Here is a 19736-nt window from a genome sequence, read left to right as displayed (position 1 = left end):
AAATCCATTTTTTGAAGTTATCTGTAAAATATGTTTTGACTGTTTTTTGTTTCTTCGGAACAATACAGTTGTTCGCGCAAAACAGTCAGCTACGCGCATATACCATTGCAGATGGTTTGCCACAGTCTCAGGTATATGATATGGTACAAGATCATATGGGTTACTTGTGGTTGGGTACACAAGGTAGCGGATTGGCAAATTTTGATGGAAATGCATTTGAGGTGTGGAATGAAAGTGACGGATTACTCTCCAACTACATAGACGCCCTATACACCTCCAATGATTCGGTTTTTGTGGGTACAAAGAAAGGACTTTCTATAAAAGTCAAAAATCAATTCGTCAATTTTGATGCCCCCCAAATACTTCAAATATATCCCGAAAAGCAAGAGCTGTATATTGGTACGAAAAGAGGGGTGTATACCTATACTAAGCCCAAAAAACTCACTAAAAAATCCATCCATCCAGAGATAGATAAAAGTGAAATCAATTCAATATTTTTTGATGGAAATTATTACTGGCTAGCGACCAATAAGGCGCTATGGAAACTAAATGCCCTAAACGATGTTGCCGACGAAATAAAGAAAGTTGAGGTCAATAACTTTAAGTCCGTCATACAACATAACAACAAAATAATTGCGGCAACTTTTGATGATGGTGTATTTATCATCAATCAAGATAATAACGATGACAGGTTTTTAATGCCAGAACCATCGCGTATAAACTCCATGTCAATTCAAAATGAAGATGATTTGTGGATAATAACTGACAATGAGGGAATTACAATTGTAGAAACCAATAAATTTTCAGAGATAAAAAGGTTGAATACCGCTAGCGGTTTGGCTACTCCGCATATTAGAAAAGTCATTAACGACAATAATGGCAATATTTGGATTGCGACATCTGGTGGCGGTTTTTACAAATACTTTCAGAATAATTTTAAACATTACAATCAGCGAACGGGTTTAAGGGGTAATCGAATATATGCCGTACATAATGCTGCGGACGGATTATGGTTTTCAACATCGGAAGCTGGTTTGGCAAAAATTGATTCCGCAGGAATACATGCCATACCTAACGAAGGTTCATTTTTTGATGTAAAAATCAAAACTATTTCTAGCGATTCTAATGGCAATATTTGGGCAGGATCAGATAACCGAGGGGTGTTGTTTAGGGAGACTAAAATGGTAGATAGTCTGGTATTCTCATCAAGCGAGACCTATTTAATACAGATAGATACGGTTGCGGTTAAAAAGACCACCAATCATATTATTGATGAGAGCAAAGGCTTTCCTTCAGATTGGGTGCGTACCGTAATTGCCGATGATGATTATATCTGGGCAGCTACCTATGCCAATGGTATAGTGAAATTCAATTACTATTCAGATAATGATAGCCTTGTGGTTAGAAAAACCTTTTCTAAGCGAAATGGCATTACCGATATGCTGATAAAAAGCATGGTAAAAGCACCAGATGGTAAGCTGTGGTACTCCACGCAAAATGGTCATTTAGGCTATATAGAAAATAATAAGGTGACCAGTATTGAAATCGGTTTAGAACAACAAACTGCAGTTAATACTATTTTGTTTCATGATGATACTATTTTCTTAGGTACATCAGGTAAGGGTATTTGGTATGCGAACAGCACTAATCCTGTAAATTTTCAACAATTAAAAGGAGCTAAAAACGTATCGTCTAATAACATTTATCAGCTCATATTTGATGATCAAGGCTTTCTGTGGGCAGGTTCTGAAAGGGGAGTGGATAAAATAGAATTGAACACCGATAATGAAATTGTAGATGTTTATCATTTTGGTAGAAATGACGGATTTTTAGGAATAGAAACGTGTTTAAATGCCGTAGATAAAGATGAAGACGGCAATTTGTGGTTTGGGGCAATTTATGGGTTAACAAAACATATTCCCAGTGAAAGCAAGAAAACGGCAGCGCCACCAACAGTATATTTTACAGGAGTAGAAGAACGGTATAGGAATATTGACTCTTTAGTTTTAAAAGATTGGACAAATAGTAACAAGGTACTACAACTAACACCAGAGCAGACACAATTAGGTTTTTCGTTCAGAACGGTAGATGTGGATCACCCAAATGAAATTGAGTACAGAACACGATTAGATGAAACGGAGTGGAGTCCGTGGGTAAAAGAGAACAAGCAAAATTTTGCGGGTCTGGCTTATGGATCCCATAATTTTCAAGTACAATCTAGAAATTACAGATGGCAAGAAAGTGAACCTATAGAATTCGGTTTTTTTATTGATAGTCCGCTGTACAAAAAAGACTGGTTTCAGTGGTCCGTTTTAGCATTGGCAATTGTTGTATTGTTAGGTATTGGGTGGTTTTACATTCATAAGATAAAAGCAAAAAATAAAGCGGAACAAGAACGATTGAAAACACAAAATTATTTATTGACCTTAGAGCAGAAAGCACTGCAGTTACAAATGAACCCGCATTTTATATTCAATGTTTTAAATGGGATAAAAGCAATGGCAGGTAACAAACCAGAAAAGATGGATACCACCATTAATAGCTTTGCCATATTATTGAGAGAAACACTTCAGAATTCAAGAAAAGAGCACATAAGTTTAGACCAAGAGATAAAGGCGATACGGCATTACATAGAAGTGGAAAAGTTGATGGCGCAAAAGCCTTTTGAATATACCGTTAATGCTGCAACCACTCCCGATGCCGAAGAGATTCTGATTCCGCCAATGTTAATTCAGCCCTTTGTAGAAAATGCCATTAGACATGGTATTTTAAAAGGCGAAAGACCTGGTAAATTGGAGATTACTTTTTCCACTACAAAAACTCATTTGCAATGTAGTATTGTTGATAACGGATTAGGTATTTTTAAATCGCAAAGCGAAAAGCCAAAAACAGACCATCAATCTATGGCATTAACGGTGACCAAAGAAAGACTAGAATCAATTGCAGGTACCAATACCCTGCATATCAGTGAAATTAAAAATGAAGTCGGTAGTATTGATGGTACCAAGATTACCTTTAAAATACCTTTACTAACAGATTATTAGAGACCTATGCATACAGCGATAATAGTAGAAGACATGATCGATGCCATGACCCTTTTAAAAAAGGATATTGAGACCCAGCATCCAGATATTGAAATTATCGCCACGGCACAGAGTGTAGTGGAAGCCGCCAAGGTACTGCGTAAGAATCAGCCAGATATTCTGTTCTTGGATATAATGTTGGGTGATGGTACGGGCTTTGATATTTTAGAGATTTTTCCAGACCTTAAGTCAAAAATCATATTTGTAACTGCCAGTGATGAATTTGCAATTCGTGCTTTCAAGTTTGCCGCAATCGACTATGTATTAAAACCCTATTCAAATGCCGATTTAAGCCTAGCCATTTCACGAGCAAAAGAACAGTTACAACCAAATAAAGAACGACTACAGATTTTAAAGGAGACTATAGCAGCGCCAGAGAAAAAGCCGAACAAGATTTCATTACATACGCTAGATCAAATTATTATTGTCAGTTTAGATGATATTATTCGGTGCGAATCTGATAGTAACAACACCATTTTTCACCTCCAAGACAAACGTAAGATTTTCGTAACAAAGACCTTAAAATACTTTGCAGACCTTTTAAGCAGTCACGATTTTGTTCGTGTGCACCAAAGTCATCTGGTCAACCTGCAATGCATCAGTGCCTATATCAAAACCGATGGCGGTTATTTAATGCTAAAGAATGGAGAGAATGTACCGGTTTCAGTGCGTAAGAAAACCGAGATTATTGAGATTTTAGATAAGATGCATAGGTAAGGGAATAAAATATGATGATTAATTTAAAACGCATAAACATTTAAACTAATTTTTAGAATTGATAGAAACTCTACATTTAATTTCCGAGATACTAAGAGTTGATATAATCATTGCATTCGGGTTTTACACTATAGTATTCTTTTTGGTCCGATACTTTTCGAAGTATAAAGAATTCTTGAATGACTTTGATAGAATCGCAATTAATTTGGTCATTTTTTCAGGGATAGTTTTCGGGATGTTATGGATAATTAGAATTTTTATTTCTTATACTGAAATAGAAAACGAGATGGACAAAATAGCTTTTGCTCAACGGTTAACTGGTAAATACTCGTATGGAATTTGGCTGCAGCCATTATTCTGGGTATTATTAAGTCAGTTATTATGGTGTAAAAAAATAACCAAAAATATTTTTTATAGATTGCTACTTAGTTTAATGTTTTTGGTATCCTTTGAAAGAATGGTGGTTATAGCAACTTCATTACATCGAGATTATTTGCCAAGTGACTGGAGCTTAGGATTAAAACCAATACAGATATTATTTGGAATATTATTTAAAGTATTAATATTTGTGACAATTACCGGATCGATATATCTGCTACTGCATTGGAAAAAATCATTTCGTAATTATGCTTAAATTATGTTTTTGAAAAAACTCTAAACAATTTTTCAAATAGCCTTCCGAAGATCAAAATATCATCCCCATATTTTTACATAATTCTCAAAAGCACCAAATAAAGTTATATTTTATGTTAAGGTTAACATAATTGTTTCAAAAGCCTCTCTATTTTTAGAGGGCTAGAATATGTAGATAATAATCTCTCGGTATTCTAGTACTTTGATTTTGAAATTTTATACAGAATTAAAAATCATACTTAAGAACTCACTATATATGTAATTCTTTAGAGTTTCATATGCTATTATAAAGAACCAATTTAAAACTAACACATGAAAAGAAGAGATTTTGTACAGTACGCCGGGTTGGGTGCCGGAGCATTGATGATGCCGTCATTATTGCTAGGTAACGACATCCCTACAGAGGCACTACTGGAACCGGGTATGGATGCCTTGGTGAAAAAGAGAATGGCAGATGTTGCCTTGAATACCGCTAAATCATTGGGCGCTACGTATGCAGATGCCCGTATAGGCAGGTATTTAAATCAGTATGTATTCACCAGGGAAGACAAAGTGCAGAACGTGGTCAATACAGAGTCTTTTGGTATTGGTATTCGTGTAATCGCCAATGGTACATGGGGATTTGCCTCTACCAATAGCGTAACTGAAGACGGTATTAAAAAAGCTACCGAGCAGGCAGTTGCAATCGCCAAAGCAAACTCTAAAATTCAAAAAGAACCGGTGAAGTTGGCTCCCGTAAACGCATACGGAGAGGTGTCTTGGAAAACCCCTATAAAGAAAGATTTTAAAGAAGTGCCTGTTTCGGAAAAGGTGGATCTTTTGTTAAGTGCAAATGCCGCTGCTTTGGATAATGGAGCAAACTTTGTGAACTCCGCCTTATTTATGGTTAACGAGCAAAAATACTTTGCATCGACCGATGGTTCTTATATTGATCAAGACATTCACCGTTTATGGCCTACTTTGAGAGTTACCGCAGTTGATAAATCTGCAGGTACTTTTAAAACTAGAGAAAATATGAGTGCGCCCGTAGGTATGGGTTATGAGTATTTAGACGGATTGGAATCTGAGAAAATAGATGGTCCGGCAGGATTACGATTATACAGAAACAGCTACGATATGGTAGAAGATGCCACTATCGCGGCTAAACAGGCAAAGGAAAAACTGACCGCAAAATCTGTTGATGCCGGTAAGTACGATTTGGTATTAGAACCGAATCACCTTGGATTGACTATTCACGAATCTGTGGGTCACCCATTGGAATTGGATCGTGTATTGGGTTATGAAGCCAACTATGCAGGTACAAGTTTTGCCTCATTGGATAAATTAAAATCGGGTAACTTTAAATATGGTAGTGATATTGTAAACCTTGTTGCGGACAAGACTCAAGTCGGTTCCTTAGGCGCTGTTGGTTATGATGATGAAGGTGTGAAAGCCAAGAAGTGGGATTTGGTACGAAACGGCGTATTGACAAATTTCCAAGCCATACGTGATCAAGCACATATGATCGGAGAAGAGGAATCTCATGGTTGTTGCTACGCACAAAGTTGGGACGATGTTCAATTTCAACGTATGCCCAATGTTTCTTTAGAACCGGGGAAAGAAAAGTATTCTATTGCAGAAATGATAAAGGATGTAGAAAAAGGTATTTACATAGCAGGTCGCGGATCATATTCCATAGATCAGCAACGTTACAATTTCCAATTTGGTGGTACTGTTTTTTATGAAATTAAAAATGGTGAAATCGTGGGCATGTTAGAAGATGTAGCATACCAATCAAATACCCAAGAGTTTTGGAATTCATGTGTTAAGATTTGCGATAAAGATGATTACCGTTTGTTCGGTACATTCTTCGATGGCAAAGGGCAGCCTTCTCAGGTAAGCGCTGTATCCCATGGTAGTTCTACTGCCAGGTTCAATGATGTAAACGTAATTAACACTGGCAGAAACATTTAATTGGTTCACCTTAAAAAGGACAACAATGGCAATTTATACAAAAGAAGAAGCAAAAAAAATATTGGAGAAGGCGTTGAGCTTTTCCAAAGCCGATACCTGCGAGATAAATCTAAACGGTTATAACAGTGGAAATATCAGGTATGCACGTAATACAGTATCTACGGCAGGATTCAGTTCTAACCAAAGTTTGGCGGTACAGTCTAGTTTTGGTAAAAAATCTGGTACGGCAACTATAGATGAGTTTGATGACGCATCATTGGAAAAAGTGGTGAGAAGAGCAGAGGAATTGGCACAACTTTCACCTGAGAACCCTGAGTTTATGGAACCTCTAGGTCCGCAAGAGTATGATGAGGCAATAACGTTTAGTGAATCTACCGCCAATATAACTCCAGAATACAGAGCTGAGGTAGCGAGCAGCAGTATTGTGCCTGCAGATGCTAAAGATGTTACTGCAGCAGGATTTTTAAATGACTCGGCAGGGTTTAGGGCGATGATTAATTCTAAGGGTTTGTTCGCTTACAATAAATCTACGGATGTTGATTTTACCGTTACCATGCGTACCAATGACGGTACCGGTTCTGGTTGGGTCAAAAGAGATTTTAACGATGTTGATAAGTTTGATGCTGATGAAGCTGCAAAAACCGCAATCGACAAGGCAGTACTTTCAAGAGAAGCGAAAGCTATTGAGCCTGGTAAGTATACGGTAATATTAGAGCCAGCTGCATCGGCAGATTTGTTACGTAATATGTTTCGTTCTTTGAATGCCCGTTCGGCTGATGAAGGTAGAAGCTTTATGTCTGCTGCAGATGGTAAAAATAAAATAGGTCAAAAAATAGTGGACGAACGCGTTAATATTTATTCTGACCCGTTGAATCCAGAAGTACCTACAGCAACTTGGAACGGCGAAGGGCAACCTTTAAAAAAGACAAGTTGGATTGAAAACGGAGTCGTTAAAAACTTGGCGTATGATCGTTTTTGGGCAAAGGAGAAAGGTGTTGAGCCGGTTCCTTTTCCATCGAATGCGATTATGACCGGTGGCGATGCCAGCTTAGAAGATTTAATCAAGAGTACTAAGAAAGGAATTCTAGTAACACGTTTGTGGTACATACGTAGTGTGGATCCACAGACCTTACTATATACGGGACTAACAAGGGACGGAACGTTTTACATCGAGAACGGAGAAATTAAATATCCTGTAAAAAACTTCAGGTTTAATGAGAGTCCGATCATCATGTTGAACAATCTAGAAACCCTTGGAAAACAAGTACGTATCAATGGTAATTTAATACCATATATGAAGGTTCGTGACTTTACGTTTACCAGTCTTTCAGATGCGGTATAATCTATAGTAATACATTATAAACTGGTTGTTTGTGACACTTCACAACAACCAGTTTTCTTTTTCACGCGGAATAAAAACACTAATTACTTGCCCTTGAGCAACGAATTTTTCTTTACGAGATTACAGTATGAATCCGGCGATTGGGATGTGGATCAGCGTATGCCATCCAACTTGTTAAATTCATTGGTGGAGTATACAACCTTGAAAGTTGACACCCAAGAAAAGATAATCACCCTCGCCAGCGATGATATTTTTAAGAGTCCGTTTTGCTATATCTCAGGACATAAATTGGTGGAGTTTACCAAAAAGGAACAAGAGAATTTTGAGAAATATGTCCGCAACGGAGGTTTTGTTTTTGCAGATGATTGCAATCACGATATAGACGGATTGTTCGCTAAATCCTTCGAGCGGCAAATGGAAGAAATATTTGGTCCATCCGCATTAAAAAAAATACCCAACGACCACGAAATCTATACCATATTCTTTGATTTTGAAGACGGTCCGCCAACTACATCACAAGAGCTGAACGGCTGGGGAGATGATTTGGTGCATGATTATTTAAAGGCAATTGTTATCAATGGAAGAATAGGGGTATTGTACAGTAATAAAGATTACGGCTGCGAGTGGGATTATGATTTTAGAAATAAACGTTGGTACAAAATAGACAATACACGGTTTGGGGTAAACATCGTCATGTATGCCCTAACCTCATAAACACATTTGAATGGATAAAGAATTACAACGCGTTGCAGATGAAGTAGAAATGCTTTCCGGTAAGTTGAGTGCCCTAAAGCAGGAGATCGGAAAGGTGATTATTGGACAAGAAGAAACCGTATCGCAATTATTGATTACGTTTTTAGCCGGTGGTCATGCTTTATTAGAAGGAGTACCCGGTTTGGCAAAAACTTTAATGATCAGAACTCTGGCAAATGCCATCGATTTAAAGTTTAAACGTATTCAGTTTACACCCGATTTAATGCCCTCGGATATTATTGGGACCGAGATTTTAGAAGAAGATCATACCACAGGTAAAAAGTTCTTTAAGTTCAATAAAGGACCCATTTTTTCTAATATTATACTAGCGGATGAAATAAACCGTACACCACCAAAAACACAGGCAGCATTGTTGGAAGCGATGCAAGAATTTGAGGTTACCTACGGAGATAAAACATATCCTTTAGATAAACCATTCTTCATTCTAGCAACACAAAACCCAATTGAACAGTCTGGTACATTTGTACTGCCGGAAGCTCAGCAAGATAGATTCTTATTGTACATCAAAATTGGATATCCTACGCAGAAGGACGAAGAAGCAATTCTAAAAGCTACTACGGGAACATTTAAAAAGAAGCTAAATAGAGTTATTTCAGGCGAAGATATCGTACGCTTGCAAGCATTGGTACGTGAAGTATCAATCAGTGATGCCCTTATTAGTTTTGTTAGTGATATTATACGGGCAACACGACCAGAAACCACTACGGATTCTTATGTAAAAGACTGGGTAGATTGGGGCGCAGGACCGCGAGCAGGTCAAGCAATGATCTTAACCGCAAAGGCTAATGCATTGTTAGAAGGTCGGTTAGCGGTAACCTTAAATGATATTAAAGCAGTTGCATTGCCAGTACTTCGCCATAGGGTTTTGGTCAATTTTAGAGCAGAAGCAGAAGGCATAACTTCAGATAAAGTGGCTACGCATTTATTAAATGCTATTAATATAAAAGGCAAGTAAACAACGCTCCATTATCGAGTATATGGCAAAACAGGACTATCAAGATTTATTAAAACCAGAGGTAATCAATACGGTTGAGGGACTTTCCTTAATATCACGAATTGTGGTCGAGGGGTTTACGGCTGGTTTAAATAGAAGTGCTAGTGTAGGTCCAGGAATGGAGTTTAGCCAGTATAGAGGCTATGAACCCGGTGACGATTTACGTTTGTTAGACTGGAAAATGTTAGCGCGTTCTGGCAGGTACTATATTAAACAATCGGAAATTGAAAGTCAGGTAACCATTAAGTTCATTGTAGATGCCAGTGCTTCAATGCTGCATAAAGAAAAGGACTTGTCGAAAGTTGATTTTGTACGTGTCTTGGTGGCTACACTAACATATATGGCTCATATGCAAGGTGATGCTGTTGGTCTTTTCGCACTTAATGAAATTGATGTGGTCAGTATTTACCCCAAGGCAGATAAAAAGCATTATAACAGATTGCTGCTAGAACTCATCAATCTCTCAAATACCGGCAAGTGGCCCGAAACCCATATTTCAAATAAGCGCATACCCAACAGAGGAGGGAAAGAGTTGATTTTTTTCCTGACGGATATGTATGAAACAGGAGAGGAGATTTCAAAGTTTATAAAAGGATTGAAATCTGCCAAGAACGAGGTGGTGGTTTTGCAAATTATGGGTGCCGCGGAGATGGATTTTAGCTATGGTTCTAATATCACATTTGAAGATTGGGAAACAGGAGCTCGAATAAAGGTGGATACCCAACAAGCGAAAACTGATTATCTGAACGCTCTTGAAAGTAGGCTAAAAAAAATCAAGGAAGACTTGCTTTCTAACGGAATAGACCATCATGTATTTAGAATGGATGCACCATTGGGCGAAGCGCTTCAATTATTTTTAAAACAACGAAAAAGATTCAGCTAATATGTCATTTGCACATCCTTCATATTTATGGGCTTTATTGGGACTTTTGGTTCCAATAGCAATTCATTTATGGAGTAAGAAAGAGGCAAAGACCATAAAAATTGGTAGTGTTCAATTGTTATCAGAATCAAAATCGAAGCAATCTAGCAGCATTCAATTGAATGAGTGGTGGTTGTTGTTATTACGTATAGGTATTATTTCGCTGTTGGTTGTATTGATGGCAAAGCCACAATGGTATTCAAAAGTGAGTAACAAAACCCTCACCTATGTAGTAGAACCCGAACTTGCGCAGCACTTGTCTTTTATGTCCCGTTTTAATGAATTAGGTGAAAGTCAGGAAATAAGACTTTTTAAAAATGGTTTGCCACCCATAGAAATAGAAGTGCACACAATAAAAGAATATGAAGTACAAGATTATTGGGCTTTGGCATCTGAAATGGATGGTTTACATACCGATAGCATTGTTGTTTTTACAACCGGATTGGCAAGCGGATTAAAAGGAGCAAGACCAGAAACCAAACATCATATTAATTGGATAGTAATCGACTCCGCCTTATCAAAAGAACATCCATTATTAGCTTATAAAAAAGAAAACCAATTACAATTGTATACGGCAAGGAGCGCTTCTGATGAAATGAAAATCAGCAGTAAGCTAATAACGTTAGGAAATGAATATGCGCTTAACGGGCAAGGCGATAGTCTTGTGGTCTCTAAGAATGGAGTTAGTAAATCCATACCAGTGTTTACGCAAGACCCACTCGAAGTATCTATAGTATATTCCGATAGTCTAACAGCCGATAAAACATATTTAGAAGCAGCCTTAAAAGCACTTTCTGTTTACTTGGATAGGGAAATTAAGGTAGAAACGAAATCAGATATTGACGATTTTACAAACAAAGAAGCCGATGTAGTTATTTGGTTGAGTAATAAGCAATATCCAAAAACTGATCAGAAGCTTTTAGTTTGGAAAGAAGATACAATGGCGCAATCCATCATAACTGTTGGGGAAGATGATAACACATTTTATTTGACCAAGCATATCAACTCAGAAAATGCAGTATCAGAACGGTTAACAGAGAAGTTGCTGGGCGTTTTAGATGTAAACAGCGAGGTAGAACGGCTATTGGCAAAAGTAGATCATAGATCTGTAACGGCATCAGAATTGGAAACCACTTATACACCCGGTAAAGAGAAGCAAAAACAATTGGCAAGCTGGAATGTGAATCCGTATTTATGGTTGGTCTTATTTGCATTGTTATTGGTAGAACGCTTAGTGGCACATAAACGCAAACAGTAATGGAATCGGGCAAAATACACTTGATGAAATTTCAGAAGCGATGGCAGTTATTGTCATATGCTGAGGTTGTATTGTATGCCTTAGGCTTTGCGGTGCTTTGTTATTTTATTACTAAAAATGTAGTGATTAGCTTGGTGACGCTCCTCATTGGTTTGTTACTTTTTATACTGATAAAAAAGCCTTGGCAACATAACTTATTTTCCACAAGCACATATGTTGATGCACATGTTTCAGAAGCGTCTTTCAGTAGCGGACTCCTATTGCAACCAGAAGATTCCTTATCCAATCTAGCCAAATTACAACGTTATAAAGTTGCTCAAGAGCTTTCGGTTAAGTTAGGCTCGTTGACTCCGCCAATCGCCATAAAACAAGCGCTATTAGTTTTGTTAGGCTGCGTAATACTTGGAATTGTAATTGATAAGTTACAAGTATTCAGTGGGGTTGACCAAATATTGAATAATCCCAATAATTCAGAACAAATTCAATTTATAGCGACAGATAGTTTAAAAAGTAAAAGCATAGTTCCAAAAATAGAAACACAAGAAATTAATGTGCTGTATCCATCTTATACCAAACTGGGTAGTACTTCTTCGACAAATCCTAATATTAAGGCGGTAAAAGGATCAACAGTACAATGGAAACTTCAATTTGATCATACGGTCATTGATCCGGTATTGGATATGATGGGAGAATTAAAGCCTTTACGGAAAGTAAGTTTAGGGTACCAAATTCAATTACCATTAACAACTTCTGGTTTTTACAGCTTTAAATTCAAGAATGAAGACGGTATTGAATTTACTTCGGATTTATTCTCATTGGAAGCAATACCTGATAATCCGCCAGAAATAGAGATTCTTGGGTTGGAGCAATACACCTATTTTGATTTTTCAGACAAAAAGGTTGTCGAACTACAAAGTGCAATTACCGATGATTTTGGAATTGATGAAGGCTACATTATTGCAACGGTGAGTAAAGGAACGGGGGAATCGGTGAAGTTTAGGGAGGAGAAATTGAATTTTAAGAAAACCATTTCAAAAGGAACGAAATCAATACGAGCAACAAAAACATTGGATTTAAATGCCTTAAAAATGGAAATGGGCGACGAGCTGTATTTTTATATAGAAGCGTTTGATGAAAAACAGCCCAAACGAAATGTAGCACGTAGCGAAACCTATTTTGCGGTAATAAAAGACACTGTTAGCGAACAATACGGTGTAGAAGGAACTTTAGGCGTAGACCAAATGCCAGATTATTTTAGAAGTCAGCGACAACTGATTATAGATACCGAGAAGCTGATAAAAGATAAACCGAACATTTTAATTCAAGATTTTAAGTCGAGAAGTAATGAATTGGGATTTGACCAAAAAGCATTGCGTTTAAAGTACGGACAGTTTATGGGCGATGAATCTGAGATGGAAGAAGCTCCTGCCGAGATCGAAAGTCATGAAGAAGGTGAAGACCATGATCATGCTGAAGATCAAGAAAATGTAATAAAAGAATTCATGCATGACCATGATGGCGATAACGAGCATAACTTGGTAAAACAGCAGGAGCACGATCATGATGATACCGAAGAACCTGAAGATCCATTGCACGACTATCTTCATAATCATGATGATCCTGAGGAGTCTACTCTGTTTGAAGAATCGTTGAAAACAAAATTAAGAAAGGCATTAAGTATTATGTGGGATGCCGAACTGTATTTAAGGTTATATGAGCCCGAAAAGTCCTTGCCATTTCAGTATGATGCTTTAAAACTAATACAAGAAATAAAAAACAGTGCCCGTATTTATGTACATCGCATAGGTTTTGATCCACCACCTATAAAAGAAGATAGTAGGTTAACCGGTGAAATAAAGGATATTGAAAATTACAGTAAGAACGAGTCTAAAGAGGCTGAACAACCTTTTAAAGTCATTAAAGAAGCAGTTAGCCGTTTAGAACTATTGGTGCAAAAAGAAGGGGTTTACAAAGAATATGATACCGCACTTTTCACCGCTGCAGGCAATGAGCTGGCACAATTGGCAATAGACAATCCTGGTAAGCATTTACAGGTGTTACAAGGGTTAAAAAGTATTGAGAACAATACAGGGAGAACTCTCGAGAATTATCGGTTTGTGCAAAAAGGCTTGTTATTGGCTTTACCGGATACACCACAAAAGCCCGGTGCGAAAAAAATGTATATAGATGAAATCAATTCACTATTTCTAAAACAATTGGAAGTGTATGATTAATGGTTTCTTATTTGCTCAGAAAGAATTGTTGATACCCGTTATTTTGGGTAGTCTGTTGGTATTTGTAGCTTTCCTTGTTAAGGAATGGAATACAAGAAGCAGTGGCAGATTTGCATTAAATAGTGTCGTTGCATTCGTAATTGTGCTTGCTTTAATGTGTATTGTTTTAGAGCCTACGAAACAGGTGGAAATGCAGCACCAACAAGGGCTTCTTTTGACTAGTGGATTTGTTAAAGATGAACAGGACAGCTTAGAGCGAGTTTATAAAGGCTTGGAAATACTGGAATATAATCCTAAGAAATCGATTCGTGCGAGTTTAGATTCCTTAACCAGTGTATTGGTTATTGGAAATGGTCTGGAAGAATTTGATTTTTATAAATTGAAAAGTATCCCAACAACCTATTTGCCTAATGAAGTACCATCGGGAATTACAAGGTTAAAATTCACCCAGCGGTTGAATTTAGGTGAAGACCTAATTGTGGATGGCATATACGACCAACCCAAAAAAAATTCTTTCTTGGTACTGCAAGACTCGAGAGGAAATGGGCTGGATTCTCTTCAGTTTAGAGATGCTTCTATACTTGATTTTTCCTTGACAGCCGTGCCCAAGGTCAGTGGTGATTTTGTATATCAATTAGCGGAAAAAGATAGTTTAGGAAATAGGATTGAGACCAACCCAATACCCATAACTATTCAAGAAAAGGAACCGGTGCGTATCTTGATTTTAAACACTTTTCCTACGTTTGAAACGAAATATCTAAAGAACTTTTTGGCTGATGAGAGCTACGAAGTAACTGTTCGTAGTCAGCTCACCAAAGGCAAGTATAAATTTGAATATTTTAACACGAAGGCATCACCGATATATCAATTTTCATTGGAATCTTTAAAGCAATATGATGCGGTAATAGTAGATGCGGAAACCTATTTTAATTTTGGAAAATCCGTCAAGAGCAACTTTGAAAATAGCATTCGTGAAAACGGATTGGCTTTGTTTATACAGCCAAGTGAGAAGCTTTTTAGTTTAGGGGCTAAAACTTCTTATTTTAGTTTTAAAAGAGATGGTAGAAATGAATTTCAATTACCGATTAGTAATATTACGGTGGAAAAATATCCATTCCGGTTCAATGATGCATTTGCTTTAAATCCTATCAATGCTCATGAATTAGGAAATTTATCCTATTACAAACAGTTGGGCTTGGGTAGAGTTGCAACTACAACATTGTTAAATAGTTATCAGTTGCTTTTAAAAGGAGTAGAGCAAGCATATGCGAAAATATGGACACATATTTTAGATAAAATTGTAAAGCGAAAAGAACAAGCGGTCGATTGGGAATCGCAAACTGCATTTCCCAAAGTAGGAGAACCTTTTAATTTTGAATTGCGAACAAATTTAGAAGAAATTTCGGTGTTAAATAATGGAGTTAATCGTGTTCCATTGCTTCAGAATTCAGCAGTTCCTTTTAAATTTTCGGCAACGACATATCCGAAGAAAAAAGGTTGGAATACCTTAGATGTGGAGGGTGATAGCATTACATCATTTTCTTATTATGTGTATGATACCAACGATTGGGAATCTTTAAGAGCTTCCAAAAAGATAGCTGCGAACAAAGCACAATTTAGTAATGATTCTAAAGAAAATAGGACGGTTATGGTAAACCGTCCTATTTCTCCTATGCTGTTCTATATACTATTTTTACTTGGGGTAGGGTGGTTATGGCTGTCACCAAAATTATCTACCGAAAACTAAATCTGTATTTTTAATGTGGTAGTTTATCTCTCAAAACGCCATAAACGAAGGTGCCTAAAATAGCACTGGCAATAACGATTAAAATGGAAAGATAACCAGCTCCGGCAAGTACATACATAGGTCCTGGGCAAGCACCTGCCAAAGCCCATCCTAAACCAAAAATGATTCCGCCTACCAAATAATTGGTAACACCTTTTCTTTTTGGGTGCAAGTTCATTTCTCTTCCACCAATGGACTTAATGTTATATTTTTTTATAACCTGAACACCAATTACCCCTAAAACAAGGGCAGAGCCGATGATTCCGTACATGTGAAAAGATCCAAATTGGAACATTTCATAAATTCGAAACCATGATGCAGCTTCAGATTTATACATGATGATACCAAAAAATATACCTATGGTCAAATAACTTAAATGTTTCATGCTAACTAAAAATTAGGGGGAATAAAAGGTGAATCATAACCAAACCACCAATAAAGAAACCGATAACGGCAATTAAAGAAGGCAACTGCAAATTACTTAGTCCAGATATCGCATGTCCGCTTGTACAGCCACCTGCATAACGGGCACCAAAGCCAACCATGAATCCACCTAAGATTAAGACTCCAAGGACAAATGGATCAGAAAGGTTTTCAGTTGCAAAAAGTTCTGGAGGTAAATAAGCCTTGCCGGCACTTTCAATTCCGTAGTCCGTTGAAAGCTGTTGGGCAACTTCGGGATTTATCTCAACGGTATTGTTAGACATAAATTCAGAAGCGATGAATCCGCCTATAACAGCACCGAGTACAACAATAAGGTTCCAACGTTGGGCTTTCCAATCGAATTTAAAGAAATCGGAATATTTACCTGCTCCACCAATGGAACACATCGTTCTCAGGTTAGAAGACATGCCAAACTGTTTACCAATGTAGAGCAGCACAAACATGGTACCTGCAATTAAAGGTCCGGCCACATACCATGGCCAGGGATCGTAAATCAAATTCATAGTATTATTTTGAAACGCAAAGAAATGGAATTTTAGACACTTGCTCGGTAACCAAAGTTACACAAGCTAACGTTCTAAAAGTTTAATGAGTTTAAAGGACTTAAGTAAGTGAAACAGACCTGGTATAATTAGTACACCACCGATAATCAAAGAAACGCCGAGAACATCCATAACACTCTCAGGAACAGGTTGATCGTAAATGCTTATACTTCCGGTCGTTGTAAAAAGCACGTTTGGAAAATGTGTAATTGTGGCCGCAAAAAGAATAAAGAATATTTGTAGTCCCGCAAGTGCCCTTGAGATTATTCTTCTTCCAGATTTAATACTTTTCCAAAGGGGAAACAATAAAATACCCGAAATGATTATCGCGGAGATAGACCAAATGTTACCTATAAAATCTACCACAAAAGCAATATTTGAGAAATAGCCATAAAGTAGGGTAATAAAACCTAAAGAAACGACTACGATGGTTGCAATAGAGGCTTTTCGCATGTACATAAATTTACTAGTGTTGTCTACTTCGCCAATTAAAAATACAGAAGCCAAAAAGGCACAGAGTGCCGCATAAAAGCAACCAGTAAGTATAGAAAAAACATTGAACCATGAAAAAACATAAACCTCTAAAAAGTTGTGATTCTCCATTTCAGACGGATTTATAATGTCACCACCGACCACGCCACCCATGGTAAGACCTAAGAAAATAGGCGTAATGAGGCTTGAGATTTTAAACATCCAATCGTACAAAATCTGAGAATTATCCTTGTAAGCATCATAGTATCTAAATACAAAGGCAACACCCCTAAGTGTTATACCAAGTAATACCAGGGTCAACGGAATATGCAAGGCAAGTACTAGAATGTTATAGTAATTAGGAAAAGCAATCCATAAAATGACTATTAAAATAATAATCCAAATATGGTTTGCTTCCCAAACGGGACCCATTACCTGATATACTGTTTTCTTGTTAATAGCTTGATTTTCTTTGGAAGAGAACAACTCAATGATTCCCGCTCCAAAATCGGCACCTGCCAACAAAACATAGAGCAATAATGACAAGGCAAGAAAGGCTAGTACAACGTAAATCATGCTTCATAGGTTTTAACATTGTTCAAAAACTTAATTTGCCTTGCCATTAACCAAGTAACCGCAATGGTCAAAATGGTGTAAATGGCAATATAGGTGTACAAGCTGAATACGATACCCGGCATTGGGGTAACCGCATCTTTGGTTTTCATAATGTTATGTATGATCCAAGGTTGCCTGCCAACTTCAGTAACGATCCACCCAGCTTCTAATGCTATAAAGCCCAGAGGAGCCAAAAATGAAAATAACAACCAAAACTTTGATGTGTTGAACCAAGATTTCTTTTTGAATTTGGCCACAAAAAATAGAATACCCGCAAACATTAAAAGGGTACCTAAGCCAACCATGGTCTGAAAAGCGTAGTGGACCATGGCAACATTGGGTTGTTCATCTTTGGGAAAATCGTTCAGGCCTTTAACTTCTGCATTAAAATCGCCAAAAGCAAGGAAAGATAAAGCCTTCGGTATTTCTAGTTTGTACTTGACCTCTTGGGTATCGTTATCTACGATACCACCAATATAAAGAGGTGCGCCTTTTTGTGTTTCGTAGTGAGCTTCCATGGCGGCCAACTTAACAGGTTGCCGCTCCGCAATATCCTTTGCAGAAAGATCTCCGCTTAGCGGTTGCAAAATGGCAGCAATTGCAGCGAAGGTTACCGCTATTTTAAAAGCTTTCTTATGAAGTTCAACATTGCGTTTTTTATAGACTTGGTAGGCATGAATACCTGCTACGGCAAATCCTGTGGCCGTAAAGGCGGCAAGTGTCATATGTAGTGCCTGTGTAAACCATGCAGGGTTCAGCAGCGCTTTAACGGGGTCTATATTTAAAAATTCCCCATTTATATAATCAAAACCCGATGGTGCGTTCATCCAACCATTAGCGGAAACTACTAAAATACCGGACATTACTCCAGATATACCAACAATGATTCCGGTAAACCAATGAAATTTTTCGGGTATTTTTTTCCATCCATAGAGATAAAAGCCTAAAGCGACCGCTTCTACAAAAAAGGCAGCACCTTCGAGAGAAAATGGCATGCCAATTATAGGTCCCGCATGTTTCATGAACTCAGGCCATAAAAGTCCAAGTTCAAAAGAAAGAGCAGTGCCAGATACTGCACCGGTTACAAAGAAAATGGCTACACCTTTTTGCCAAGATTTAGTAAGGGTAAGGTAAATAGGGTTACGTGTATTCAACCATTTTTTATGGGAAACCACCATAAAAAACGGCATAACCATACCAATACAGGCGAAAACAATATGAAAAATAAGGGTAAACGCCATTTGTAATCTTGCAGCATCCAAATTTTCCATAATCACCTTTTTTAAGAATGATTACAAAGATACGAAACGGTGTATTTTTCTTGTGTTACAATGGTTACCTAAAACGGCATAATAATGTTAAAACTTTACTTTAAAATGAAGATATAAAGTAACAGCTAGGGCATTAAAATATATCCGTCCAATTGGTAATTGGCAAGTACCATCATGGCAGATAGCCCCAGTTCTGTATTTGCATTTAAATCTTCTGCAGTAATACCTCGTGCTGCGGTTGCCTGTGCACAAACATAAAATTGTACACCATATTCTTTTAAAAGCTTTATAACTTCTGCATTGGGGTTTTCCTTTTCGTATTTGGCAGTATACTTTTCTTCGTTTAACGCGGTAAAAGTAGCACCACCATGTATGGCGGCAACAATGTTTATGTTATCGGCAGAAACACCACCGGCACCTAACATATTTATTAAGCGGGCAATTTTAAAATAACCAATGTTGGTTCCGTGCATTTCACGGTCGTCTTTAAGGTCAAAAACGATATTGTATGTTTTAGAAGCATCGGGTTGCACTGCAACATCTTTGAATTCCTTTATTTTTCCATATCCATCTATAATTGGAGTGGTCCATTCTTGGGCAATAGTAAGTTGTATAGTCATAAGAGTTAAGAATAGTAGAAGTGTTTTTTTCATGTGTTCGTGGTATTTTAAATGAGTATAAAATTGGTTTGATCTTT

General features: G+C 37.4%; 15 protein-coding genes. 10 read left to right on the top strand and 5 right to left on the bottom strand.

What is annotated here, in order from left to right; genetic code table 11:
• The first annotated feature begins 11 nt into the window (after nucleotides 1–11).
• From EXIGUO8A_RS00565 to EXIGUO8A_RS00520, 10 genes are all read left to right on the top strand, one after another.
• On the top strand, nucleotides 12–3044 hold the full coding sequence (locus EXIGUO8A_RS00565; RefSeq protein ID WP_159301524.1) for a sensor histidine kinase: 3033 nt from the start codon (nucleotides 12–14) through the stop codon (nucleotides 3042–3044).
• A gap of 6 nt (nucleotides 3045–3050) precedes the next feature.
• The gene (locus EXIGUO8A_RS00560) at nucleotides 3051–3800 is read left to right on the top strand and encodes a LytR/AlgR family response regulator transcription factor (RefSeq protein WP_159301523.1); all 750 of its coding nucleotides are present in this window, start codon (nucleotides 3051–3053) and stop codon (nucleotides 3798–3800) included.
• A gap of 945 nt (nucleotides 3801–4745) precedes the next feature.
• Nucleotides 4746–6386: a TldD/PmbA family protein gene (locus EXIGUO8A_RS00555; RefSeq protein WP_089259949.1), complete on the top strand. Its 1641-nt coding sequence runs from the start codon at nucleotides 4746–4748 to the stop codon at nucleotides 6384–6386.
• Nucleotides 6387–6411: 25 nt separating this feature from the next.
• Entirely contained in the window at nucleotides 6412–7728 is a 1317-nt protein-coding gene (locus EXIGUO8A_RS00550) for a TldD/PmbA family protein (protein WP_159301522.1), read from the top strand.
• Between the two features lie 93 nt (nucleotides 7729–7821).
• Nucleotides 7822–8442, top strand: coding sequence for a DUF4159 domain-containing protein (locus EXIGUO8A_RS00545; protein ID WP_159301521.1), 621 nt, complete (start codon nucleotides 7822–7824; stop codon nucleotides 8440–8442).
• Between the two features lie 10 nt (nucleotides 8443–8452).
• Nucleotides 8453–9457, top strand: coding sequence for an AAA family ATPase (locus EXIGUO8A_RS00540; protein ID WP_159301520.1), 1005 nt, complete (start codon nucleotides 8453–8455; stop codon nucleotides 9455–9457).
• A gap of 22 nt (nucleotides 9458–9479) precedes the next feature.
• Nucleotides 9480–10379 (top strand): DUF58 domain-containing protein, encoded by a 900-nt coding sequence (locus EXIGUO8A_RS00535; RefSeq protein ID WP_159301519.1) that lies wholly within the window; start codon nucleotides 9480–9482, stop codon nucleotides 10377–10379.
• Between the two features lies 1 nt (nucleotide 10380).
• Entirely contained in the window at nucleotides 10381–11676 is a 1296-nt protein-coding gene (locus tag EXIGUO8A_RS00530) for a BatA domain-containing protein (RefSeq protein WP_159301518.1), read from the top strand.
• 23 nt (nucleotides 11677–11699) lie between these two features.
• Nucleotides 11700–13910, top strand: a complete 2211-nt coding sequence (locus EXIGUO8A_RS00525; RefSeq protein WP_236564400.1) for a tryptophan-rich sensory protein — start codon at nucleotides 11700–11702, stop codon at nucleotides 13908–13910.
• Nucleotides 13903–15657 (top strand): hypothetical protein, encoded by a 1755-nt coding sequence (locus EXIGUO8A_RS00520; RefSeq protein ID WP_159301516.1) that lies wholly within the window; start codon nucleotides 13903–13905, stop codon nucleotides 15655–15657. The genes EXIGUO8A_RS00525 and EXIGUO8A_RS00520 overlap by 8 nt, the downstream gene beginning before the upstream one ends.
• 10 nt (nucleotides 15658–15667) lie before the next feature.
• Here the strand turns inward: EXIGUO8A_RS00520 and EXIGUO8A_RS00515 are convergent, their stop codons facing one another.
• From EXIGUO8A_RS00515 to EXIGUO8A_RS00495, 5 genes are all read right to left on the bottom strand, one after another.
• On the bottom strand, nucleotides 15668–16081 hold the full coding sequence (locus tag EXIGUO8A_RS00515) for a DUF6691 family protein (protein ID WP_159301515.1): 414 nt from the start codon (nucleotides 16079–16081) through the stop codon (nucleotides 15668–15670).
• Nucleotide 16082: 1 nt separating this feature from the next.
• Nucleotides 16083–16643: a YeeE/YedE family protein gene (locus EXIGUO8A_RS00510; RefSeq protein WP_116769502.1), complete on the bottom strand. Its 561-nt coding sequence runs from the start codon at nucleotides 16641–16643 to the stop codon at nucleotides 16083–16085.
• 66 nt (nucleotides 16644–16709) lie between these two features.
• Entirely contained in the window at nucleotides 16710–17729 is a 1020-nt protein-coding gene (locus EXIGUO8A_RS00505; protein ID WP_159301514.1) for a cytochrome d ubiquinol oxidase subunit II, read from the bottom strand.
• Nucleotides 17726–19039, bottom strand: coding sequence for a cytochrome ubiquinol oxidase subunit I (locus EXIGUO8A_RS00500; RefSeq protein ID WP_116769500.1), 1314 nt, complete (start codon nucleotides 19037–19039; stop codon nucleotides 17726–17728). Before EXIGUO8A_RS00500 ends, EXIGUO8A_RS00505 begins: the two co-directional genes overlap by 4 nt.
• Before the next feature lie 125 nt (nucleotides 19040–19164).
• A complete protein-coding gene (locus tag EXIGUO8A_RS00495) occupies nucleotides 19165–19692 on the bottom strand; it encodes a DsrE family protein (protein ID WP_159301513.1) in 528 nt (175 codons plus the stop codon).
• Between the last annotated feature and the right edge of the window lie 44 nt (nucleotides 19693–19736).

The sequence above is a fragment of the Maribacter litoralis genome, assembly GCF_902506355.1.
GTDB lineage: Bacteria > Bacteroidota > Bacteroidia > Flavobacteriales > Flavobacteriaceae > Maribacter > Maribacter litoralis.
Note: the sequence above shows the minus strand (reverse complement) of the source record. Positions and strands in the feature narration are given on the sequence as shown.